At 69.6% G+C, this 22,812-nt stretch carries 20 protein-coding genes; 18 read left to right on the top strand and 2 right to left on the bottom strand.

Translation table 11 applies throughout. The annotated features are described in order from the left end of the window. Nucleotides 1–18 precede the first annotated feature (18 nt). From EAO79_RS15475 to dapF, 15 genes are all read left to right on the top strand, one after another. Complete coding sequence (locus EAO79_RS15475; RefSeq protein WP_064294449.1) at nt 19–1,695, top strand: ribonuclease J; 1,677 nt, start codon at nt 19–21, stop codon at nt 1,693–1,695. Nucleotides 1,696–1,842: 147 nt separating this feature from the next. Beyond that, complete coding sequence (locus EAO79_RS15470; protein ID WP_124769515.1) at nt 1,843–2,835, top strand: efflux RND transporter periplasmic adaptor subunit; 993 nt, start codon at nt 1,843–1,845, stop codon at nt 2,833–2,835. After that, on the top strand, nt 2,832–3,536 hold the full coding sequence (locus EAO79_RS15465) for an ABC transporter ATP-binding protein (protein WP_079707092.1): 705 nt from the start codon (nt 2,832–2,834) through the stop codon (nt 3,534–3,536). Before EAO79_RS15470 ends, EAO79_RS15465 begins: the two co-directional genes overlap by 4 nt. Continuing rightward, nucleotides 3,529–4,767 carry an ABC transporter permease gene (locus tag EAO79_RS15460; protein WP_124769514.1) on the top strand — a complete coding sequence of 413 codons (1,239 nt, stop codon included), beginning with the start codon at nt 3,529–3,531 and terminating at the stop codon, nt 4,765–4,767. The genes EAO79_RS15465 and EAO79_RS15460 overlap by 8 nt, the downstream gene beginning before the upstream one ends. A 58-nt stretch (nt 4,768–4,825) precedes the next feature. Continuing rightward, nucleotides 4,826–5,317 carry a GNAT family N-acetyltransferase gene (locus tag EAO79_RS15455; protein WP_079707090.1) on the top strand — a complete coding sequence of 164 codons (492 nt, stop codon included), beginning with the start codon at nt 4,826–4,828 and terminating at the stop codon, nt 5,315–5,317. A gap of 77 nt (nt 5,318–5,394) precedes the next feature. Then, the gene (locus EAO79_RS15450; RefSeq protein WP_124769513.1) at nt 5,395–8,289 is read left to right on the top strand and encodes a DNA translocase FtsK; all 2,895 of its coding nucleotides are present in this window, start codon (nt 5,395–5,397) and stop codon (nt 8,287–8,289) included. Between the two features lie 2 nt (nt 8,290–8,291). After that, nucleotides 8,292–8,900 carry a CDP-diacylglycerol--glycerol-3-phosphate 3-phosphatidyltransferase gene (gene pgsA / locus EAO79_RS15445; RefSeq protein ID WP_079707088.1) on the top strand — a complete coding sequence of 203 codons (609 nt, stop codon included), beginning with the start codon at nt 8,292–8,294 and terminating at the stop codon, nt 8,898–8,900. Beyond that, the gene (locus tag EAO79_RS15440) at nt 8,897–9,412 is read left to right on the top strand and encodes a CinA family protein (protein WP_079707087.1); all 516 of its coding nucleotides are present in this window, start codon (nt 8,897–8,899) and stop codon (nt 9,410–9,412) included. The genes pgsA and EAO79_RS15440 overlap by 4 nt, the downstream gene beginning before the upstream one ends. Before the next feature lie 219 nt (nt 9,413–9,631). After that, a complete protein-coding gene (locus EAO79_RS15435; protein ID WP_056012120.1) occupies nt 9,632–9,940 on the top strand; it encodes a helix-turn-helix domain-containing protein in 309 nt (102 codons plus the stop codon). A gap of 92 nt (nt 9,941–10,032) precedes the next feature. Then, nucleotides 10,033–10,257 carry a DUF3046 domain-containing protein gene (locus tag EAO79_RS15430; protein WP_124769512.1) on the top strand — a complete coding sequence of 75 codons (225 nt, stop codon included), beginning with the start codon at nt 10,033–10,035 and terminating at the stop codon, nt 10,255–10,257. Nucleotides 10,258–10,538: 281 nt separating this feature from the next. Continuing rightward, nucleotides 10,539–11,681, top strand: a complete 1,143-nt coding sequence (gene recA, locus EAO79_RS15425; RefSeq protein WP_079707085.1) for a recombinase RecA — start codon at nt 10,539–10,541, stop codon at nt 11,679–11,681. Between the two features lie 26 nt (nt 11,682–11,707). Beyond that, the gene (locus EAO79_RS15420) at nt 11,708–12,586 is read left to right on the top strand and encodes a regulatory protein RecX (RefSeq protein ID WP_124769511.1); all 879 of its coding nucleotides are present in this window, start codon (nt 11,708–11,710) and stop codon (nt 12,584–12,586) included. A gap of 35 nt (nt 12,587–12,621) precedes the next feature. Next, a complete protein-coding gene (gene miaB / locus EAO79_RS15415; protein ID WP_124769510.1) occupies nt 12,622–14,223 on the top strand; it encodes a tRNA (N6-isopentenyl adenosine(37)-C2)-methylthiotransferase MiaB in 1,602 nt (533 codons plus the stop codon). Continuing rightward, complete coding sequence (miaA, locus tag EAO79_RS15410) at nt 14,220–15,134, top strand: tRNA (adenosine(37)-N6)-dimethylallyltransferase MiaA (protein ID WP_124769509.1); 915 nt, start codon at nt 14,220–14,222, stop codon at nt 15,132–15,134. The genes miaB and miaA overlap by 4 nt, the downstream gene beginning before the upstream one ends. Nucleotides 15,135–15,143: 9 nt before the next feature. Beyond that, nucleotides 15,144–16,025, top strand: a complete 882-nt coding sequence (gene dapF, locus EAO79_RS15405) for a diaminopimelate epimerase (RefSeq protein WP_124769508.1) — start codon at nt 15,144–15,146, stop codon at nt 16,023–16,025. Between the two features lie 5 nt (nt 16,026–16,030). Here dapF and EAO79_RS15400 read toward each other — a convergent pair whose 3' ends face one another. Beyond that, complete coding sequence (locus EAO79_RS15400; RefSeq protein ID WP_124769507.1) at nt 16,031–16,654, bottom strand: class I SAM-dependent methyltransferase; 624 nt, start codon at nt 16,652–16,654, stop codon at nt 16,031–16,033. A 41-nt stretch (nt 16,655–16,695) separates the two neighbouring features. On the opposite strand from EAO79_RS15400, the gene hflX reads away from it, so the two are divergent. Next, nucleotides 16,696–18,300: a GTPase HflX gene (gene hflX / locus EAO79_RS15395; RefSeq protein WP_241160903.1), complete on the top strand. Its 1,605-nt coding sequence runs from the start codon at nt 16,696–16,698 to the stop codon at nt 18,298–18,300. A gap of 9 nt (nt 18,301–18,309) precedes the next feature. Here the strand turns inward: hflX and EAO79_RS15390 are convergent, their stop codons facing one another. After that, a complete protein-coding gene (locus tag EAO79_RS15390; RefSeq protein ID WP_124769506.1) occupies nt 18,310–19,224 on the bottom strand; it encodes a hypothetical protein in 915 nt (304 codons plus the stop codon). 236 nt (nt 19,225–19,460) lie between these two features. On the opposite strand from EAO79_RS15390, the gene EAO79_RS15385 reads away from it, so the two are divergent. Together EAO79_RS15385 and metE are read left to right on the top strand one after the other, a co-directional pair. Then, nucleotides 19,461–20,459: a methylenetetrahydrofolate reductase gene (locus EAO79_RS15385; protein WP_124769505.1), complete on the top strand. Its 999-nt coding sequence runs from the start codon at nt 19,461–19,463 to the stop codon at nt 20,457–20,459. Continuing rightward, entirely contained in the window at nt 20,456–22,783 is a 2,328-nt protein-coding gene (gene metE / locus EAO79_RS15380) for a 5-methyltetrahydropteroyltriglutamate--homocysteine S-methyltransferase (RefSeq protein WP_124769504.1), read from the top strand. The genes EAO79_RS15385 and metE overlap by 4 nt, the downstream gene beginning before the upstream one ends. Nucleotides 22,784–22,812 lie beyond the last annotated feature (29 nt).

Here is a 22,812-nt window from a genome sequence, read left to right as displayed (position 1 = left end):
AAACCAGAGGGGGGCTACATGCCCAATACCATCATCGATCCGCCAGTCCTCGAGCCGGGGACGCTCCGCGTCATCCCCATCGGAGGACTCGGCGAGATCGGCAGGAACATGACCTGCTTCGAGATCGACGGCAAGATCCTGATCGTCGACTGCGGCGTGCTCTTCCCCGAAGAGCACCAGCCGGGCGTCGACCTGATCCTGCCCGACTTCACCTCCATCAAGGACCGGCTCGACGACATCGTCGGCGTCGTGCTCACGCACGGTCACGAGGACCACATCGGCGCCGTGCCGTACCTCCTGAAGCTCCGCAAGGACATCCCGCTGATCGGTTCCGGCCTGACGCTCGCGCTCATCGAGGCGAAGCTCAAGGAGCACCGCATCGTCCCCTACACCCTGCCGGTGAAGGAGGGCCAGATCGAGGCGCTGGGGCCGTTCGACCTCGAGTTCGTCGCGGTCAACCACTCGATCCCGGACGCGCTCGCGGTGTTCATCGACACCGACGCCGGCACCGTCCTCGTGACCGGTGACTTCAAGATGGACCAGCTGCCGCTCGACGGCCGCCTGACGGACCTCCGCGCCTTCGCCCGCCTCGGTGAAGAAGGCGTCGACCTCTTCCTCGTCGACTCGACGAACGCCGACGTGCCGGGCTTCACACCGCTCGAGCGGTCCATCGGGCCGGTCCTCGACCAGGTCATCGCGAAGTCCGAGCGCCGTGTCATCGTCGCGAGCTTCTCGAGTCACGTGCACCGCGTCCAGCAGGTCCTCGACGCGGCTCACGCCCACGGCCGCCGGGTCGCGTTCCTCGGTCGTTCCATGGTGCGCAACATGGGGATCGCAGCCGACCTCGGGTACCTGAACGTCCCCGAGGGCCTGCTCATCGACTACAAGAAGGCGAAGGACCTCCCCGAGGACAAGATCGTCTACATGTCGACCGGGTCACAGGGCGAGCCGATGGCCGTCCTCAGTCGGATGGCGAACCTCGACCACGCGATCGAGCCGGGCCCGGGCGACACCGTCATCCTCGCCTCGAGCCTCATCCCGGGCAACGAGAACGCGGTCTACCGGGTCATCGACGGCTTGACGAAGCTCGGCGCCACCGTCGTCCACAAGGGCAACGCGAAGGTCCACGTCTCCGGTCACGCAGCCGCCGGTGAGCTGCTCTACTGCTACAACATCCTCCAGCCGAAGAACGTGCTCCCGGTCCACGGCGAGTACCGTCACCTCGTCGCGAACCAGAAGCTCGCGATCGACAGCGGTGTCCCGGCGCAGAACACCTTCATCGGCGAGGACGGCATCGTCATCGACCTGAAGGACGGCGTCGCGAAGGTCGTCGGCCAGCTCGACGTCGGGCTCGTCTACGTCGACGGCTCGACCGTCGGCGAGATCACCGACGCCGACCTCAAGGACCGTCGCATCCTGGCGGAGGAGGGCTTCATCTCGGTCATCGTCGTCGTCGACTCGAAGACCGGGCACATCATCTCCGGCCCCGAGGTGCACGCGAAGGGCTTCGCCGAGGATGACAAGGTCTTCGCCGACATCAAGCCGAAGGTCGCCAAGGCACTCGCCGAGGCGGCGGAGAACGGCGTCCGCGACACGCACGCGCTGTCGCAGGTGATCCGTCGGACCGTCGGCCGCTGGGTCAACACGTCCTTCCGTCGCCGCCCGATGATCGTCCCGCTCGTCATCGAGGCCTGATCACGGGTCGGGTCCGCTCGGTCCCACCCGCCAGGAGGCGGTCGAACATCATTCGCGAGGGTGATGTCCGGCCGCCTTCCGCGTTGCTACCTTGGAATCCCCTATGGCCGCTCGTCACTCCGACTGCGGTGGATTCCGGAGGTCGGCGTGGGCATTGTCCGCACCTGGGTGTTCCCCATTCTGAAACTGCTCGTCTTCGCCGCGATCGCGGTGGCGCTCGTGAAGGTCGCGTTCTTCCCGGACGCACCGCAGGAGGAGGGGCCGACGCAGCCGACCGGGAGCCTCGTGGAACCACAGGTCCAGGCGGCCCTCGGCACCGTGGTCAACACCGTCTCCGTGGAGGGCCAGGTCGTCGCCGACCCGGCCAGCACGGCGAAGTCGACCGTCGCCGGGACCGTCGACGAGGTGTTCGCGGCCAAGGGGGCCGTCCTCGCGGAGGGCGATCCCATCCTCGACGTCAAGACGATCGACGAGGAAGGCAAGGAGCGGTACGTGCAGGTGACCGCGCCGGTCGCGGGCACCCTCGGCAACGTCAAGCTCATCCACGGGCAGTCGGTGCAAATCGGCGACGCGGTGGCGCAGGTGTCACCGGCCACGTTCTCGATCACCGGGGCGTTGAGCGCCGACAAACAGTACCGTCTGCTCACCATCCCCGGCGAGGCGACGGTCACCATCAACGGCGGCCCGGCCCCGTTCGTCTGTCCGGCGGTGCGCGTCACGACGCCGTCGAGCGGTGGCGACGAGGAGGAGCCGACGACGGGTGGTGGATCCGGGCAGACACCCGGTGCCGGCGGAACCGCCGTCACCTGCGCGGTGCCCGGTGACGTCCGGGTCTTCGCCGGACTCGCCGCGACGATCGAACTCGCGGGCGGCGTCGCCGAGAACGTCCTCGTGCTCCCGACGACCGCGGTCAAGGGTTCGGCCGGGACCGGGACCGTCTGGGTCGTCGGCGCCGACGGTGCGCAGGAGGAACGGCCGGTCACGCTGGGACTGAACGACGGACAGCAGGTGCAGATCGTCGACGGTGTCGCCGAAGGCGACTCGGTGCTCCAGTTCGTCCCTGGAGCCGTCGCACCCGCGCCCGAAGGGTGCACCACGCTTCCGGACGGCAGCATGGCCTGCGACGGGTCGGTCGGGTGACGCTCCTCGAACTCCGCGGGGTCACCAGGGTCGTCCAGATCCCCGATGCGCCGCCGCTGACGATCCTCGACGGCGTCGACCTCGAGGTGCACGAGGGCGATCGCGTCTCCATCGTCGGTCGGTCGGGTTCGGGCAAGTCGACGCTCCTGAACCTGCTCGGCCTGCTCGACAAGCCGACCTCCGGATCGCTCGTCTTCGACGGCCGGCCGGCGGAGCGTCTCGGGTCCGGTGCGCGCGACCGCCTGCGCGGAGCCCAGATCGGTTTCGTCTTCCAACAGTTCAACCTCCTGCCGGGCCGGACCGCGCTCGAGAACGTCACGACGCCGCTCCTCTACGCGAGTGGACGCTCGTTCTGGCGTCGCCGCGAGATCGCCGCCGCGATGCTCGAACGCGTCGGACTCGGTGACCGCCTCGATGCGATGCCGACGAAACTGTCCGGCGGCGAGCAGCAGCGCGTCGCGATCGCGCGCTCACTCGTCCGCGGGCCACGGCTCATCCTCGCGGACGAGCCGACCGGCGCTCTCGACGTCGAGACCGGCACCTCCGTCATGTCCCTGCTCGACGAGGTGGCGACCTCCACGGGCGCCGCCCTCGTGACGATCACCCACGACCGGGCGATCGCCCGACTCGCGACGACCCACCACCGTCTCGACCACGGCGTGCTCACCCCCGATCACGAACTGGAGGCAGCGGATGTCTAGGATCCTGACCTCGATCGTCGGAGCGGTCGTCGAGGCCGCCCAGGAGCTGCGGATCCATCGTGGCCGGGTCATCCTCTCGCTCATCGGCGTCGGCGTCGCGGTGTGCGCCCTCACGAGCATGGTCGGCATGTCGTCGCTCGCGGCGCAGGCCCAGACCGAGTCGCAGGAACGCTACGGCGGCCGGCCCGCCACGCTCATGGCTTCGGCCTACGGCACCGGAACGGAGCAACCCGACCCGGAGACCTACATCACGGCGGTGCACGACCTCGCCGAGCGGTACGGCATCGGGTACGTCTCGCAATCCGGCAGCACCCAGTTGAACGTGCAGTTCGCCGACGGGACCGTGCCGGTGCAGTCCACCGTCGTCGACGTCCCATACGGCGAGATGCACCGCATCAGACTCGACGAGGGCGCCTGGTTCCAGGAGGACGACGGCGACCGCCTCGCACCCGCGATCGTCGTGAACCCGGCGTTCTGGCAGCGCCTGGGCTCACCACCCATCGAGACGCACCCCACGGTCACGGTCCACGGTGAGCACCCGGTCACGGCCGTGATCGTCGGGGTGTACGCGAGCAACGAGTGGGACACCGAACCGCAGCTGTCGATCCTGCCCGCGGGGACGGCGCTCATCGGTCCGGTGTCCGGCGCCGAGGAGGGCATGGGGCAGCCCGGTCAGCTGCCGCAGTTCGAGTTCTGGGTCCCGAACGCGGACGCCGAGGCCTTCACCCAGCGGATCCAGTCCGACCTGCGTGCCGAACTCGGTGACGCGTACGGCGTCGACGTGTTCCGCAACGACTTCGGCCAGACGGGGGAGGACCCGCTCCTGTCGTTGAAGCTCGTGGTCGGCGCGGTCGCCGGGCTCATCCTCCTGCTCGGAGCCCTCGGGCTGATCAACCTCTCGCTCGTCACCGTCCGCCAGCGGATCCGCGAGATCGGGATCCGACGCAGTTTCGGGGCGACCGCGCCGCGGGTGTTCTTCGCCGTGATGATGGAGAGTGTCGTCGCCACCTTCGTCGCCGGGGTCATCGGCGTCATGCTCGCCGTCGCCGTCGTGAAGAGTCCGATCGTCGAGCAGTTCATCGGTCAAGGGCTCGTGACGGACTTCCCGCCGTTCCCCATCGAGGCGGCGGTCCTCGGGCTGGTGAGTGCCACGGCCGTCGGGGCGATCGCCGGGCTCCTCCCGGCGCTCGTCGCCGTCCGCGTGAAGGTGATCGACGCCATCCGGTACTGACCGACGGCGACCCCTCGCGCGTCATCTGCTCGAAACACCGGTGGCGTACCATCCGTCCATGGCGGTCTACTCGATCCGCGACGCCGCGGTGGCTGATGTGCGCGTCCTCACCGACATGATGGTCGAGGCGGCGAACTGGAACGCCGTCGCGCCCCGTCCCCGGTCCGCCGTCCTCGCCGATGCGCAGCACACCCGGTATGTGCACGGCTGGCGTCGCCCCGGCGACGCCGGGGTCGTCGCCGTCGGGCAGGACGGTGCGCCCGTCGGGGCGTGCTGGTATCGACTCTTCCCGTCCGATGCACCCGGGTTCGGGTACGTGGCGGGCGGCGTCCCCGAACTCATCCTGGGGGTCAGTCCGATCCACCGCGCCCAGGGTGTCGGCCGGCAGTTGCTCCGCGCGACCGTGCAGCTCGCCAGAGCGGCCGGGTACCAGCGCATCAGCCTGAGCGTGGAGCGGGCGAACCACGCCGTCTCGCTGTACCGCACCGAGGGGTTCGCGACCGTGGACCGGCGGGGGACCCGTGACACGATGGTCCTGAATCTGCGCTGACCGCCCGGCGGATCGCGGATCGTGGACACCCCGCCAGCTTGCCGGGCTGCGTCGGTGGCGACGAGTACCGTGAACGCATGGCCGCACGTTCCAACTCGACCAGCCGTTCGCGCAGCGCTTCCTCGCCGAGCGGCGCTTCGTCGCGCACCACGAGCACGAAGACGAACACCAAGCCCGGCACCAAGGCGGGCGCGTCGACGACGAAGCAGCAGAAGACCGTCGCCTATCCGTCCGCCGAGGAGCAGCGCAGTGTGCTGACCTCGATGTGGCTCGGTCTCGCGCACGGCGTCGGTGGAGCGGTCAGAGCCCTCGGCCCCGAGCGAATCGCCAAGGAGGACCGTCGCGACGGCTTCCCCTTCCTGCTCTTCCTGCTGGCCGTCGTCGGTGCCGTCGTCGAGTGGTTCGGCGCGGCCGACCCGGTCGCCCAGACCTTCGACGCCTGGTCGTTCGGCGGCCTCTTCGGCCGACTCGCCTTCGTGCTCCCGGTCATCATGATCGTGTTCGCGGTCTGGCTGTTCCGGCACCCGGCCTCGGTCGACGACAACGGCCGCATCAGCATCGGCCTCGGTCTGCTTCTCATCAGCATCTCGGCGCTCTGCCACATCCACGGCGGCCAGCCGAATCCGAGTCAGGGCCTGCCTGCGCTGGCGCAGGCCGGCGGTCTCCTCGGTTGGATCCTCGGCGCTCCGCTCGCAGCGATCATCACCCCGATCGGCGCGACCGTCCTCATCTCGCTCCTGATCCTCCTCAGCCTCTTCATCGTGACCAAGACGCCCCCGAACCGCGTCGGTGCCCGCGTGCGGCAGTTCTCCACCTGGATGTTCGGCGAGCAGCCGGAGGCACCAGAAGGAGAGCCCGCGGAGCCGAAGAGCGCGCGGACGAAGCGACTCGACGACCTCGACGAGGAACCCGACGAGCCGGCGGCACTGCCGTGGTGGCGTCGCAACACGAGCCGTCGCGAGGACGACCCGACGTTCGAGGACCCGCTCATGGGCGACAACATGACCGAGCTCCTCGGTCTCGAGAAGCCGTCCGGCGGGTTCGACTCGCCGCTCGAACCGGTGGCCGTGCCTGCCGCGTCGCCAAAGGCCGCTCCGGTGCACGACGCCTTCGGCTCCGAGCTCCTCGGCGACCTCGAAGCGGCGGAGAGCGCCGTCAAGCGGTTCAACACGGGCGAGATCAAACCGCAGACGGGTCTGCACGACGACAGCATCCCCGGCGCGACCGAGGTCATCGAAGACCTCGACCCGGCGCTCCTCGGTGCACCCGACCAGATCGACTTCTCCGCGCGCCCGATGGCGCAGCAGGGCCAGGACGACACGCCGTATCGTCTCCCGTCCGCAGGGACCCTGGCGGCGGGTGAGCCAGCGAAGACGCACAGCGCGGCCAACGACGAAGCGGTCGCTGCGATCACGAGCGTCCTCGACCAGTTCGGCGTCGACGCGAAGGTCACGGGCTTCTCGCGCGGCCCGACCGTGACGCAGTACGAGATCGAGCTCGGCCCGGGCGTCAAGGTCGAGCGGGTGACGGCACTCAGCAAGAACCTCTCCTACGCCGTGGCGTCCAACGAGGTCCGCATCCTCTCGCCCATCCCGGGGAAGAGCGCCATCGGCATCGAGATCCCGAACACCGACCGCGAGATCGTCACCCTCGGCGACATCCTGCGCTCGACGGCGGCCACGAACAGCAACCACCCGATGACGATCGGCGTCGGCAAGGACGTCGGCGGCGGCTACGTCGTCGCGAACCTCGCGAAGATGCCGCACCTCCTGGTCGCCGGGTCGACCGGCTCCGGCAAGTCGGTCTTCGTGAACTCGATGATCACCTCGCTGCTCATGCGCGCCAAGCCGAGCGAGGTGCGCATGGTCCTCATCGACCCCAAGCGCGTCGAGCTCGCGCCGTACGCGGGCGTCCCGCACCTCATCACGCCCATCATCACGAACCCGAAGAAGGCGGCGGAAGCGCTGCAGTGGGTCGTGAAGGAGATGGACATGCGGTACGACGACCTCGCGAGCTTCGGCTACCGGCACATCGACGACTTCAACAAGGCCGTCGTGGCCAACGAGATCGTCCTCCCCTCGGGCAGCGAACGCGTCCTGAAGCCCTACCCCTACCTGTTGGTCGTCGTCGACGAGCTCGCCGACCTGATGATGGTCGCCCCCCGCGACGTCGAGGACTCCATCGTCCGCATCACGCAGTTGGCCCGCGCGTCCGGTATCCACCTCGTCCTCGCGACGCAGCGTCCATCGGTCGACGTCGTCACCGGCCTCATCAAGGCGAACGTCCCCTCGCGCCTCGCCTTCGCCGTCACGAGCGTCACCGATTCCCGGGTCATCCTCGACCAGCCGGGCGCCGACAAGCTCATCGGTCAGGGCGACGCCCTGTTCCTGCCGATGGGTGCGAACAAGTCCATCCGTGTGCAGGGCGCATGGGTCGGCGAGAACGAGATCCAGCGGGTCGTCGAACACGTCACGAACCAGGCGCGGCCGGAGTACCGGAAGGACGTCCAGGCCGTCGCGGAGCGCAAGGAGATCGACGCGGACATCGGCGACGATCTCGAACTCCTGCTCGCCGCAGCGGAGCTCGTGGTGTCGACGCAGTTCGGATCGACTTCGATGCTCCAGCGGAAGCTCCGGGTCGGTTTCGCGAAGGCCGGCCGACTCATGGACCTCATGGAGTCGCGTGAGATCGTCGGCCCGTCCGAGGGCTCGAAGGCCCGCGACGTCCTCGTCACCGCGGAGCAGTTGCCGGGTGTCCTGGCCCGTCTGCGCGGCGAGGACGACGGTTCCGCCGCTCCGGCCCCCGCAGCGGCTGCCTCGACAGCCGCCGCGGCAGCCCCGGTCGTCGGCGCTGCCGGCGGCGTCGAGCCCGACCGCTACGGTGCGGACCCGGTCGAGGCCCAGTTCCAGGACTATCCTGAGGTCGAGGGCGGTTCTGACGAAGACGCCTGGAGTCTCACCGGTCGGGAGTAGACATGACGGCATCGAACGCGTCGGCTGCTGAGCCGCGCATCTCGAACTGGAACCTCCCGAACGCGATCACCGTCGCGAGGATCGTGCTCGCGCCGGTGTTCATGTGGATGCTGCTGGCGGACGACGGTTCCGACGGCGCACTGCGGTGGTGGGCCGCCCTGCTCTTCGTCGTCGCGATCGCGAGCGACGGCATCGACGGACACATCGCCCGCAGTCGCAACCTCGTGACGGACCTCGGCAAGATCCTCGACCCGATCGCCGACAAGGTGCTGACGGGCGGAGCGCTCGTCGCGTTGTCGATCCTCGGCGAACTGCCGTGGTGGGTCACGATCGTCGTGCTCGTGCGCGAGATCGGCATCACCGTCCACCGCTTCATCGTGATCTCCGACCATGTCGTCGCCGCCGCGTGGATGGGGAAACTCAAGACCCTCGCACAGGCCGTCGCGATCTCACTCGCCCTCGCGCCGTTCTGGGTGCTCCTCGGTGACTGGGTGCTCTGGGTGAACGGGGTCTTCATGACCATCGCCGTGCTCCTGACCATCGCGAGCGGCATCGACTACGTCGTCACCGCCGTCCGGGGGTCGCGCGCCGACCGGCAGGTCAAGCGATGACGTCCGATGCCGTCGAGTCGGCCGACGCCGGTGCCGCCTCGGCGGTCCACGCCCTCATCGACGCCCGGTTGACGATCGGTGTCGCGGAGTCCCTGACCGGCGGGCTGCTGGCCGCGGCGCTCATCAGCGTCCCCGGCGCGTCCGCGACGGTCCGAGGCGGTGTGGTCGCGTACGACACCCGCCTGAAGCACTCGTTGCTCGGAGTCGACGCCGGCCTCCTCGCGCTCCATGGCGCCGTGCACCCGGAGGTGGCCCTCCAGATGGCGGACGGCGTGCGCCGTGCCCTGGCGATCGACGGGCTTCCGGCAGACGTCGGTATCGCCACGACCGGCGTCGCAGGACCGGACCCGCAGGACGGCCAGGCCGTCGGGACGGTCTTCGTGGGCATCGTGACGCGAGCGGGTGGACGGGTGGTGCCGCTCACCCTGGACGGAGGCCGCCAGGAGATCCGACACCGGACCGTGGAGCTGGCGTTGGAAGCCCTCGTGCGCGAACTCGGCGCACTCCAGTGAACGCCGGCTCCGTTCGGCGGAATACCGTCCGTTTCCATCGCGTTACAGATGACGTATTCACAAGAAAAGCCCAGTGATCCTGGTTACTGTTCGGCATACGGTGGTTGTAATGTTGGCCATCCACGAACGAGACGGCGATCAGCTGGGACGACGTGAATCCGCGTTGGAGAAGCAGAGCGCTGTACGACACGAGGTCGTAGAGCACAGAGGGAGGGTCACGTGGTTCTAGTCCGTCAAGAGATCGGCGACGTGCTGAGGGACTTCCGGTTGCAGAAGGGTCGCACGTTGCGCCAGGTGGCGAGCAAGGCGAGCGTCGCACTCGGATACCTGAGCGAGGTCGAACGAGGCCAGAAGGAGGCGTCGAGCGAGATCCTCGCTTCGGTGGCCGACGCCCTCGACACCCCCATCTCCGTCATCATGCGAGAGGTCGGAGACCGCCTCGCGGTCATCGAGGGTCTCTCCCCGAACATCCCGGACACCGTTCCGGACGAACTGGTCAACGAGCTGGACGAACTCGTCTCCCGCTGATCGAGCGAGCACGGCAGCAGAACGCCCCGGGATCCCTCTCCCGGGGCGTTTCCGCGTCCGGACGGACGACGGAGGAAGGGACAGGAGCAGGAATGAAGCTGAGTGAGTTCAGGACGGCCGTCGCCGACGAGTTCGGCGCGGCGTACGGAGCGGTACTCACCGGTGACCTCGGACTCACCGAGTTCGGCTCGAAGACCGCCGAGGAGGCGTTGCGGGCCGGTGTCCCGCCCCGCGACGTCTGGATCGCGCTCTGTACCGCGACCGACGTGCCGGACGAGCGACGCCACGGCGTCGGACGGCTGCAGCCGGACGCGTAGCGCGTCCAGCGCCACGGGCGAAGCGGTCTTCGACACGCCGCCCGATCGGTATCGAACATCCGTTCTATTGGTGCTAGTGTCCTCCACAGGATCATTCGTGAGTGCGTTCTGCACGGATCGAGCCGTCCACCGGTGCATGTCGGTGGTGGCGCGTACCGTCGGAGACATCAGGAACGACCGACGCCTTGTCGCCCTCGGGCCCCGACCTTCAGCAGAAGCGGGTCCCGGAACACGCGGCGACAGCCTATAGGCACCCGACACCGAGCAGAGAGAAGCACACCATGCCAAGTCCAGCTGAACGCGAGAAGTCCCTCGAAACCGCACTCGCCCAGATCGACCGTCAGTTCGGCAAGGGCTCGGTGATGCGCCTCGGCAGCGACGAGCGCGCACCGGTCGAGGTCGTCTCCACCGGCTCGATCGCCCTCGACGTCGCGCTCGGCATCGGAGGGCTCCCGCGAGGCCGCATCGTCGAGATCTACGGGCCTGAGTCGTCAGGTAAGACGACGCTCACGCTGCACGCCATCGCGAACGCCCAGCGTGCCGGCGGCATCGCCGCCTTCATCGACGCGGAGCACGCACTCGACCCCGAGTACGCAAAGAAGCTCGGCGTCGACATCGACTCGCTGCTCGTCTCCCAGCCCGACACGGGTGAGCAGGCGCTCGAGATCGCCGACATGCTCGTGCGCTCGGGTTCCATCGACCTCATCGTGATCGACTCCGTCGCCGCGCTCGTGCCCCGTGCCGAGATCGAGGGCGACATGGGTGACTCGCACGTCGGTCTGCAGGCCCGCCTCATGTCGCAGGCCCTGCGCAAGCTGACCGGTGGCCTGAACCAGACGAACACGACGATGATCTTCATCAACCAGCTGCGCGAGAAGATCGGTGTGATGTTCGGCAGCCCCGAGACGACCGCCGGTGGTAAGGCCCTGAAGTTCTACGCCTCGGTCCGCCTCGACATCCGTCGCATCGAGACGCTGAAGGACGGCACGGAGGCCGTGGGCAACCGTACGCGCGTGAAGGTCGTCAAGAACAAGATGGCTCCGCCCTTCCGGCAGGCCGAGTTCGACATCCTGTACGGCGTGGGCATCTCCCGCGAAGGGTCGTTGATCGACTTCGGTGTCGAGCACGCCATCGTCAAGAAGGCCGGCGCCTGGTACACCTACGAGGGCGATCAGCTCGGTCAGGGCAAGGAGAACGCCCGGAACTTCCTGCTGAAGAACCCGGACATCGCCGCTGAGATCGAGCGCCGGATCCTCGGCAAGCTCGGTGTCGGTGCCGAGGGTGCCGCAACCAAGAAGGCCGCGGATGCCGCCGCAGCCGAGGTCGCTGCTGCCGAGGCCGCCGCGCTCGAGGCGGCGACCGGTGGAGCCCCGCAGCTCGCAGCCGCCGGCGCACCGAAGTCCGCCGCGAAGCGCAGCGCGTAACGCACGCCCCGAACAGCGAGGTCACCATGGTCGTCTCCTTCCCTCCCGCCGGTCCGGCCGACGAGTCGTCGGAGCACGTGGCCCCCGTGACCTCGCTGTTCGGGCGCCGTCCGGCGCCCGATCCAGCTGCCGAGCCCGACGGCTGGTTCGTCGGGCAGACCGACGACGCTCCTGTCGTTGCCGCGCCCGTCGTGCGTCCCGTCGCTCCGTTGCGACGGACGTCCACCGAGCGCGACGAGACGGAGGCCACCCCGCCGGGCGACGCATCGAGCGATGCCCGCGCAGCGACGAGCCCGACGACACCACCCGAGCCCGCCCCGCGGACGCTCGCCTGGACCTCGGTCGTCGAGGCGCCGGAGGACGACGACGCAGACGACCGCGCCGAAGTCGATGAGGTCGAGGCTCCCGTCGATCCAGAGGTCCGGCTGGCCGAACTCGACCTGCTCGCGGTGCGGCGACTCGCCCGCCGCGGGTGTTCCGAGTGGGAGATCGCGGAACTCCTCCGCGGCCACGACGCCGCACCCGACGAGGTCGAGCACGTCCTCGCCGAGCTCCGCCGACGCGGCTATCTCGACGACGCCGAACTCGCCCGGCAGCTCGTCGAGAGCCTGCACACCCGCAAGGGGCAGTCCCGTGCGGTGATCGGCCGCGAGCTCTCCTCGCGACGCATCGACGCCTCGATCGTCTCCGAGGCGCTGGAAGCCATCGACGACGACGACGAGCTCCGACGAGCGCTGGTCGTCGCCGAGAAGCGTGCTGGTCAACTGCGCTCCCTCGATCAGGCGACGGCCGAGCGACGTTTGTCGGCCTATCTCGCGAGACGCGGATATGGCTCGGCGATCATCCGTGAGGCGTGCTCGCGTGCCCTGTCGGGGTCGAAGCGTTCCGGCGTGAGTTTCCGCTGACCGGAGGCATCTCAGGCCGCGCGTAGACTGCCGGTATGAGCAGCATCGTCGAGACGCCCACGGTCATCAGCGCCTCACCCGCCGCGATCGACGAGTCAGGTCGGCAGCGGAGCTATGAGGTCCGCACCTACGGGTGCCAGATGAACGTGCACGACTCCGAGCGGCTCAGCGGGTCGCTCGAGGCAGCCGGTTACGTCAAGGCGGACGGCGAGCAGGCCGACATCGTGGTCATCAACACCTGCGCGGTCCGCGAGAACGCCGACAACAAGCTGTACGGCAACCTCGGCCACCTGGCATCGATCAAGAAGCAGCGCAGCGGCATGCAGATCGCCGTCGGCGGTTGTCTGGCGCAGAAGGACAAAGAGGTCATCCTCCGGAAGGCCCCGTGGGTGGACGTCGTCTTCGGGACGCACAACATGGGCTCGCTGCCGTCGCTGCTGGAGCGGGCTCGGCACAACGACGAGGCCCAGCTGGAGATCCTGGAGTCGCTCGACACCTTCCCCTCCACCCTCCCGACCAAACGCGATTCCAGCTACAGCGGTTGGGTCTCGATCTCCGTCGGGTGCAACAACACGTGCACCTTCTGCATCGTGCCGTCGCTCCGTGGCAAGGAGAAGGACCGTCGCCCGGGCGAGATCCTCGGTGAGCTGCGCGCCCTCGTCGAGGACGGCGCCATCGAGGTGACGCTGCTCGGGCAGAACGTGAACTCCTACGGTGTCGAGTTCGGGGATCGTCAGGCGTTCGGCAAGCTCCTGCGGGCGGCCGGCACGATCGAGGGCTTGGAGCGCGTCCGGTTCACGAGCCCGCACCCGGCCGCCTTCACCGACGACGTGATCGATGCGATGGCCGAGACGCCGAATGTGATGCCACAACTGCACATGCCGCTGCAATCGGGTTCCGACCGCATCCTCAAGGCGATGCGTCGCTCCTACCGGTCCGAGCGCTTCCTCGGGATCCTCGATCGGGTCCGTGCCAGGATCCCGCATGCGGCCATCTCCACCGACATCATCGTCGGGTTCCCCGGCGAGACGGAGGAGGACTTCCAGGAGACCCTCCGCGTGGTCGAGGCCGCACGGTTCGCCAGCGCCTTCACCTTCCAGTACTCGATCCGTGCCGGCACACCGGCGGCCACCATGCCCGATCAGGTCCCGAAGGCCGTCGTGCAGGAGCGGTACGAGCGCCTCATCGCGTTGCAGGACCGCATCAGTCTCGAGGAGAACCAGCGCCAGGTGGGCCGGCGGGTCGAGTTGCTCGTCGCGGTCGGCGAGGGCCGCAAGAACGACGCCACGCATCGACTGAGCGGGCGGGCCGAGGACTCCCGGCTCGTCCACTTCGAAGTGCCGGCGGGCTCCGAGGTGCCGCGACCGGGCGACGTCGTGACGGTGACCATCACCGAGGCAGCGTCGTTCCACCTCATCGCCGATGCACCCGGCGATGGACCCCTGCGGGTTCGTCGGACGCGAGCCGGAGACGCCTGGGATCGAGCTCAGGCTGACTCCTGCGGCGTGCCGACGCCGGCCGGTGCGGCGGAGCCCGGCCGGGTCTCGCTCGGCCTGCCGGGCCTGCGCATCGGGGCGCCGACCGTCGGCGTGACCACGTCGCCCATCTACGACCCGAGCGACGGCGAACGTCGGTGACCGGCTTCCTCGCGGTCGTCGGAGCGACCGGGACGGGGAAGTCCGCACTGTCGCTCGAGCTGGCGAACGCTCTCCGCGAGGCGGGGCGTCCAGCCGAGATCGTCAACGCCGATGCCATGCAGTTCTATCGCGGCATGGACATCGGGACCGCGAAGCTGCCCATGGAGGAGCGGCGCGGGATCCCGCACCACCTCTTCGACGTCCTGGACGTCACGGAGGAGGCGTCCGTCGCCTGGTACCAGCCGACGGCTCGCGCGGTGATCGACGAGCTCACCGCGCGTGGGGTGACGCCGATCCTCGTCGGCGGTTCCGGGCTGTACGTCTCGAGCGTCATCCACGACTTCCGATTCCCCCCGAGAGACCGCGCCCTGCGCGAGCGCTTGGAACGGGAACTCGAGGAGGAGGGGCTCCCGGCGCTCATCGAGCGGCTCCGCGTGGCCGATCCCGCGACCGCCGACCGCATCGATGCGGCGAACGCCCGCCGGGTCGTGCGCGCACTCGAAGTCCACGAGTTGGCCGAGCGCGGCCACGGTGCAGCGCTTCCGGAACGCCCCGTCCCATGGCGGCCGGTCGAGGTCATCGGGGTCTCGACGCCGCGAGAGGTCCTCGTCGAGCGCCTCGACCGGCGCGTCGAGATGATGTGGGACGCGGGACTCGTCGCGGAGACGGCCGAGCTGCTCGACCACGGCCTCGAGCAGGGTGTGACCGCCGTCCGTGCGATCGGGTACGCGCAGGCGGTGGCGCAACTGCGGTCGGAGCTCACCGAAGCGGAGGCGATCGCCGAGACCCAGCGTCTGACGAGGCGGTACGCGCGCCGTCAGGTCAGCTGGTTCAAGCGCTATCCGGCGATCACCTGGGTGGAGGGCGGCAGCGCCGAGGCGAGTGAGCTGGCCCGCCGAGTGCGCCCGTAGACTGGTCGGATGGCGTCGACACTCTCCTTCACGAAGGGCCACGGCACGGGCAACGACTTCGTGCTCTTCTCCGATCCCGACGGCCAGGAGGCGCTCGATCCTGGCCAGATCGCAGCGCTCTGCGACCGGCACTTCGGGATCGGGGCTGACGGCGTCATCCGCGCCGTCCGGTCCGCGCACCTCGATGCCGGCGCGGCCGTGCTCGCTGAAGACCCTGCCGCGGAGTGGTTCATGGACTACCACAACGCCGACGGTTCGGTCGCGGAGATGTGCGGCAACGGCATCCGGGTGTTCCTGCACTACCTGCTCGAGAGCGGGCTCGTGGAGCTGGCCCCCGGCGAACAGCTCGCCATCGGCACCCGCGCCGGCGTCCGGATGGTCGGCTACGACCCGCTCGGCTACGCCGTCGACCTCGGCCGCTGGAGCCTCGACGAGCGGGAGACGCTCGTCCGGGTGAAGGGGCTGCCCGTGGCCCGCCCGGGGATCGGGATCGACGTCGGCAACCCGCACATCGTCGTCGCGGTCGCCGACGCCGCCGAACTCGACGGAGCGGAACTGGAGTACGTCCCACAGCTCGACCCCGTACCGCCGCACGGTGCAAACGTCGAGCTGGTCGTCCCGGGTGAGCCGCTCATCGCCGACGGCGTGGCACGGATCCGCATGCGCGTCCACGAGCGCGGGAGCGGCGAGACCCTGAGCTGTGGCACCGGGACGGCTGCCGCGGCGCTCGCGTTCCGCCACTGGGCGGGCGCGGCGGCTCCGAACGACTGGCGCGTCGAGGTGCCGGGCGGAGCGCTCGGGGTGCGCATGGTTCCCGGCGCAGACGGCGAGCACGTGGTGCTGGCCGGACCTGCGACGCTCGTCTACTCCGGGACGATCACCCTGGCCTGAGCTGGTCAGACCGAACGGAGCTCCCGGCGCCGGGTGTGCAGGACGCGGAAGCCCTTGGCCATGGCCGCACGTCCGACGTGGAACGACGTCGGCAGCTGCTCCTGCAACCACTTCTGCAGTGAGTCCGAGCCGAGGTTCTTCTGTACGACGAGCCAGGCGTCACCCTCGTCCTCGAGCCGCGGCAACCAGTGCATGAGCATGCGGTGCAGTTCGTCCTTGCCGACGCGGATCGGCGGGTTCGACCAGATGGTCGCGAAGCGGACCGTGTCGGGGACGTCGTCGGGGGGGACGGCACGGATGTTGGCGAGCCCGAGGCGTTCCGCGTTGATCCGGGTCAGGTCGAGCGCGCGTTCGTTCACGTCGACCGCCCAGACGGTCGCGTCCGGCGACGCGAGCCCGAGCGACAGGGCGATCGGGCCCCAGCCGCAGCCGATGTCGAGGAGGTCGCCCGTCGGCGGGGGAGGGGGGGTGTTCGCGAGCAGCACCTGGGTGCCCTGATCGAGGTGACCCGGACTGAAGACGCCGCCCGCCGAGACGAGCGAACGGTCGACGCCGCCGAGGCGTGCGGTGATCGGTTTGAGCTGCAACTCGCTCGCGGGTTCGGCGGTGAAGTAGTGCTCGTTCGACATACAGGAACGGTACCGGACCAGGAGGAAGTAGGGTTAACGCGATGCCTAGACCACCGATGGACGCACCCCAGGACCACGCAGACGACACCGATGTCGATGTCGAGGCGGTGGTGGACGACGCCTCGGTCACCGATCCCGACGACGTCGTCGCACGCGTGCTCACGAGCGCCGCGTCCCGATCGAGCGGGTACACCCTGTTCGGCAGCGGTGCCGCGGCGTTGCAGACCGGCGACACCTCGGGCGGCAGCTCCGACGACGGCGAGCAGTACGACCGCGAGGACCGACAGGCCCTCCGTCGCGTCGCCGGGCTCTCGACCGAGCTCGAGGACGTCACCGAGGTCGAGTACCGGCAGCTCCGGCTGGAGAACGTCGTCATCATCGGCGTCTACCCGCAGGGAGCGCTCCACGACGCGGAGAACTCGCTGCGCGAACTCGCAGCGCTCGCGGAGACCGCCGGCGCGGTCGTCCTCGACGGGCTCCTGCAGCGCAAACCGCACCCCGACCCGAGCACCTATCTCGGTCGAGGCAAGGCCCAGGAACTGAAGTCCATCGTCCAGGCGCTCGGCGCCGACACGGTGATCGCCGACACGGAACTCGCACCCAGCCAGCGTCGCGCACTCGAGGACGCGGTCGGCGTGAAGGTGATCGACCGCACGGCGGTCATCCTCGACATCTTCAGCCAGCACGCGAAGAGCCGAGAGGGCAAGGCACAGGTCGAGCTCGCCCAACTCGAGTACCTCCTGCCCCGCCTCCGCGGCTGGGGTGAGTCCATGAGCCGTCAGGCCGGTGGTCAGGTCGGTGGTGCCGGGGCCGGCATGGGGTCGAGGGGCCCCGGTGAGACGAAGATCGAACTCGACCGACGCCGCATCCACACCCGGATGGCGAAACTGCGTAAGTCGATCACGGCGATGAAGCCGGCGCGCGAGGCCAAGCGGGCGAACCGTCGCCGCAACACGGTGCCGTCGGTCGCGATCGCGGGGTACACGAACGCCGGCAAGTCGAGCCTGCTGAACCGCATCACGAAGGCCGGCGTCCTGGTCGAGAACTCGCTCTTCGCGACGCTCGACGCGACGGTCCGCCGCAACGTGACCTCCGACGGACGCGAGTACACCCTGGCCGACACGGTCGGTTTCGTGCGCAACCTGCCGCACCAGCTGGTCGAGGCCTTCCGCTCGACGCTCGAGGAGGTCGCCGACAGCGACGTCATCGTGCACGTCGTCGACGCCGCGCACCCCGACCCGGCCGGCCAGATCGCCACCGTGCGCGATGTCATCGGTGAGGTCGGAGCTCGGCACATCCCCGAGCTGGTCGTGTTCAACAAGGCCGACCTCGTGGACGACGGCCAGCTGCTCGTGCTCCGCGGTCTCGTCCCGGACGCCGTCTTCGTATCGGCCCGCACCGGTCTCGGGATCGACGAGCTCATGGAGCGCATCGAGACGCTGATCCCGTCGCCGAGCAACGAGGTCCACGTCATCGTGCCCTTCGACCGCGGAGACCTGGTCACGCTGCTGCACGAACGCGGCAAGGTGCTGTCGACGGACTACGACGAGCGTGGCACGATCGTGCACGCCCTGGTCGGTGCCGAGCTCGCCGCCGCCCTCGCGCCGTTCGCCGAGGTCGTCCCGGCACCCGCCGTGGCCGGCTGACCCGACTCCTCACGCGCAGCGCGCGCGGACGGCATCCTTGAGCGCCTCCGCCGTGTCGGCGTCGAGCGGCAGGGTCATGACGGCCTCCGGGCCGTCGTCGATCCGCACGACGAGTGGGAACAGGGTCCCCACCTTGTCCTCCGCCAGGGCATGCGGGTCGCACCGCGTCGGCACGATCCGCAGTTCGAAGGACTGCGGGCCGTCGGCGGCGTCGACGGTCAGGCTGAGCGGCCAGTCCTGGGGTGGGTCACCGCCGCCGTCCGTCGGCGCCGGTCGCAGCAGGACGGTCGAGCGCAGCGCGACGAGCTCCAGCCGACCCGGGGCGCCGGTCGGCACGGCAGTGATCGTCAGGACGGCGACCGTCGTGGCTCCGGCGCCCTCGAGGCGGATCCCGGGAGCTGCTGCCACCTCGGCGATGCGCTGCACGGCCGCCACCGTGCACGTCGAGGCACGGATCCGCTGCAGCGCGTTCGTCGGATCGGGGAGGTCGGCGGCGGACAGGATCGAGTCGTCGTCGAGTCGGAGCAGGAGATCGACCTGCACGTCCCCGTCGCGTGCGTCGCAGTCGATCGGTGGCAGCTCGACGGCGAGGTCCGTGGTCTGTCCAGCGCGGACCGTCGAGGATCGGTCCCGGACGGTCGGCGCGGTGAACGCCGACCCCGCCAGCTCGAGTCCGACGATCGTGATGTCGTGGTCGCCGCCGTTACCGACCCGGACGATCGCGCCGTCGCTCGCGTACTGGTCCCGGTTCTGACGGAACTCGACCACGATGTCCTCGGCTGAGGCTGCGCGTGTCGCCCGCGGCACGGGCGAACCGGCGGTCGTGCACCCGGACAGGGCGATCACCACCGCCACGCAGGACGCGATGACGCGCGAACCGGGTACTCGGCGCTCGGCGCCCCGGTGCCTGGTGCCCATGGTCATGGCATCAGCGTAGGACCGGAGCGCCGCCGGGGGAATGTGTCGCAGGATGACGCTGTCGGGCGGATGTCCGTCGCGCGGATCGTCGGGCGTTGCTATCGTCGTGCGCATCGTACCCGCCCTCACCGGCGGATTCGGAGCGACAGCCGAGCCCGGCACCCGCCCACGACACACCAGCGGAACCGCTGCGTGCTGCGTGGTCGCCGGCTCTCGATCCGCTGCCACCGAGACGAGACCTCATGACCACGACGGAGCCGGCCTGTCCCAGGCGCACCCCCTTCTCGTTCGGGCTGTACCCGCCGAAGACGCTCGACGGCGGCGTCGCGCTCGCACGGACGGTCGAGCACCTGGCCGCCGCCGGTCCGGAGTTCATCTCGGTCACCTTCGGCGCCGGTGGTTCCTCGCGAACGGCGAGCCTGGACGTGCTGCGGAGCATCCGGACGTCGACCTCGGTGGACCCGATGGCCCATCTCACCTGCGTCGGTTCGACGCACGCGCAGGCCAGCCGACTCATCAAGGACTTCCTCGATGCCGGGGTGCACAGTTTCCTCGCGCTCCGCGGCGACCCGCCCGCCGGAGCCGTCGAGGGGGACGCCTTCCTCGGTGATCTGGGGAGTGCCGCAGAACTCGTGCAGCTCATCGGCCGGGTCAGTGCCGAGCACGAGCCGTACGCCGAGGGGTCGCTGACCGGACTCCCGGGCGCGGTGCAGCTCGGTCGACGCCGTCGGCCTCGGATCGCGGTCGCCGCGTTCCCCAACGGTCACCCGCGCTCCCGGTCGACGACGCAGGACCTCGACACCCTGTTGGCCAAGCAGGCGGCGGGGGCGACGCTCGCCATCACCCAGCTCTTCTTCCATGCCGACGACTACCTCGCCTTCGCCGAACGTGCGAGACGTCACGGCGTCACCATGCCCATCCTGCCGGGCGTGATGCCCATCACGAGTCCGGCGCGGCTGCGTCGGGTGCTCGAGCTCAGCGGCGAGGCGCTCCCGAGCGACCTGGCCATCGCACTCGAGGTCGAGCCGGACGAAGCGGGACGGATCGACATCGGCACGGAGTATTCCGCCCGACTCATCCGCGACGTCGTCGCGGGCGGTGCGCCGGGCGTCCACCTCTACGCCTTCAACCAGCATCGGACGGTGCTCGACGTGTTGCACCGTGCCGGCATCCCCATGCAAGGCGACCGACCGGTCCGCCATCCCATCCCCGATCCACTCACCAGCAAGGACGCACGATGATCCCCACCTCCGCATTCCCCGTCGGCACCATCCTCGGCTACCCGCGCATCGGGCCGAACCGGGAGTTGAAGCGCGCCGTCGAGTCCTTCTGGGCCGGCCGGATCGACGCCGACGCGCTCGAGCGGACGGCCTCCGAGCTGCGCGCCGCCACGCGTGCCCGCCTCGCGGGGCTCGGCCTCGATCCCACGAACGCCGCGATCCCCGAGAGCTTCTCGTTCTATGACCAGGTCCTGGACGCCGCGCTCACCGTCGGCGCCGTCCCGGACCGCTTCTCGACGCTCGTCGGGGCCGACGGTCGGGTCGACCTCGCCGGGGCGTTCACGATCGCTCGTGGCGCCGGCGACCTCGCCCCGCTCGAGATGACGAAGTGGTTCGACTCGAACTACCACTACCTCGTCCCGGAGATCGGTGAGTCGACGCCGTTCGCGCTCTCCGACGACCAGGTGGTCGAGCAGTTCCGCGAGGGCCTCGCCGAGGGGTACGTGACGCGGCCGGTGATCGTGGGCCCGGTGACGTTCCTGCTGCTGTCCAAGGCGGCCGAGGGGGCCTCAGCGGGATTCGCCCCGATCGATCGACTGGAGGCGTTGCTGCCCGTCTACGCGGAACTCCTCCAGCGCCTCGCCGCTGCCGGCGCGCCCTGGGTGCAGCTCGACGAACCCGCACTGGTGTCGGAGACGTTCGACGTGCCGAGGTCGACGGTCCTTGCGGCGCTCGAACGATCGACGGCCGTCCTGTCCGCCGTGTCCGACCGCCCGGCGATCTTCGTCGCGGCTCCATACGGCGCCTTGGGGGACGCCCTCCCGGTGCTCGCCGCCTCGGGGGTCGAGGCTGTCGGTGTCGACCTCGTCCGAGGAGGCCTGCCGGACTCGTCTCCCGGACTCGCCACGAAGACCGTCGTCGCGGGAGTGATCGACGGCCACAACGTGTGGCGTGGCGACCTCGTGGCCGCGGCCGACCTGCTCGCGAGCGCGGCGGAGCGCTTCCCGCAGCTCGCGGTGTCCACCTCGACGTCCCTCCTGCACGTCCCGCACGACGTGTCGGTGGAGACGAGGCTCGACCCCCGTCTCCGGAGCTGGCTCGCCTTCGCCGACCAGAAGGTGGATCAGATCGCGGTCCTCGCACGCGGTCTCACCCAAGGGCGCGCGGCCATCGCGGCCGAGCTCACCGCAGCGTCGGCCGCGCTCGACGATCGGCTCGCCGCGCCCGGGGTCGTCGATGCCGCCATCCGCGCACGGACGGCAGCGCTCGCACCAGCGGACTTCACCCGAGACGACTACCAGGAGCGCGCCACGGCGCAGGAGCAGGCGCTCGGCCTGCCGTTCCTCCCGACGACGACGATCGGTTCCTTCCCGCAGACCGGGGACATCCGTCGCGCCCGCGCGCAGCGGGTCGCCGGGACGCTCGACGAGGAGGCGTACGTCGCGACGATGCGCGCGGAGATCGAGCGCGTCGTGGCCCTGCAGGAGGACCTCGGGATCGACGTCGTCGTCCACGGTGAGCCCGAGCGCAACGACATGGTCCAGTACTTCGCCGAGCACCTCGACGGGTTCGCCGTGACGGAGCACGGGTGGGTGCAGTCCTACGGTTCACGATGCACCCGTCCGTCGATCCTGTGGGGTGACGTCTCGCGGCCGGCGCCGATCACGGTCGAGTGGTCGTCCTACACGCAGTCGTTGACCACCAAGCCGGTGAAGGGCATGCTCACGGGCCCGGTGACGATCCTCGCGTGGTCGTTCGTGCGCGACGACCAACCGCTCGCCGAGACGGCGAACCAGGTCGCCCTCGCCCTGCGTGACGAGATCGCCGACCTGGAGCGGGCCGGCATCCGCATCATCCAGGTCGACGAACCCGCACTCCGCGAACTGCTCCCGCTCCGGCGGGCCGACCAGGGGCGGTACCTCGACTGGTCGGTGGGCTCCTTCCGGCTGGCGACCGCGGGCGTGCGGGCCGAGACGCAGATCCACACCCACCTCTGCTACTCCGAGTTCGGCGTGGTGATCGACGCGATCCGACGCCTGGACGCCGACGTGACGAGCATCGAGGCGGCACGGTCTCGGATGGAGGTCGTGTCCGACATCCGGGCGAGTGGTTTCGACCACGGCATCGGCCCGGGCGTCTACGACATCCACTCGCCTCGGGTGCCGAGCGTCGCGGAGGTGACCGCGTTGCTCGAGATCGCGCTGGAGGGGATCCCGCAGCGCCAGGTCTGGGTGAACCCGGACTGCGGACTCAAGACGCGAGGCTACGAGGAGACGGTCGCCTCCCTCGCCAACATCGTCGAGGCGACGCGTGCGGTCCGCGCACGGGTCGGTGCGACCGGCTGACGTTGAGGGGCCTGCACGGACGAGGGCCG

This window comes from Plantibacter sp. PA-3-X8, from assembly GCF_003856975.1.
Taxonomy (GTDB): domain Bacteria; phylum Actinomycetota; class Actinomycetes; order Actinomycetales; family Microbacteriaceae; genus Plantibacter; species Plantibacter auratus.
The sequence above is the reverse complement of the archived record's forward strand: the minus strand, read 5'-3'. Positions and strand labels throughout refer to the sequence as shown.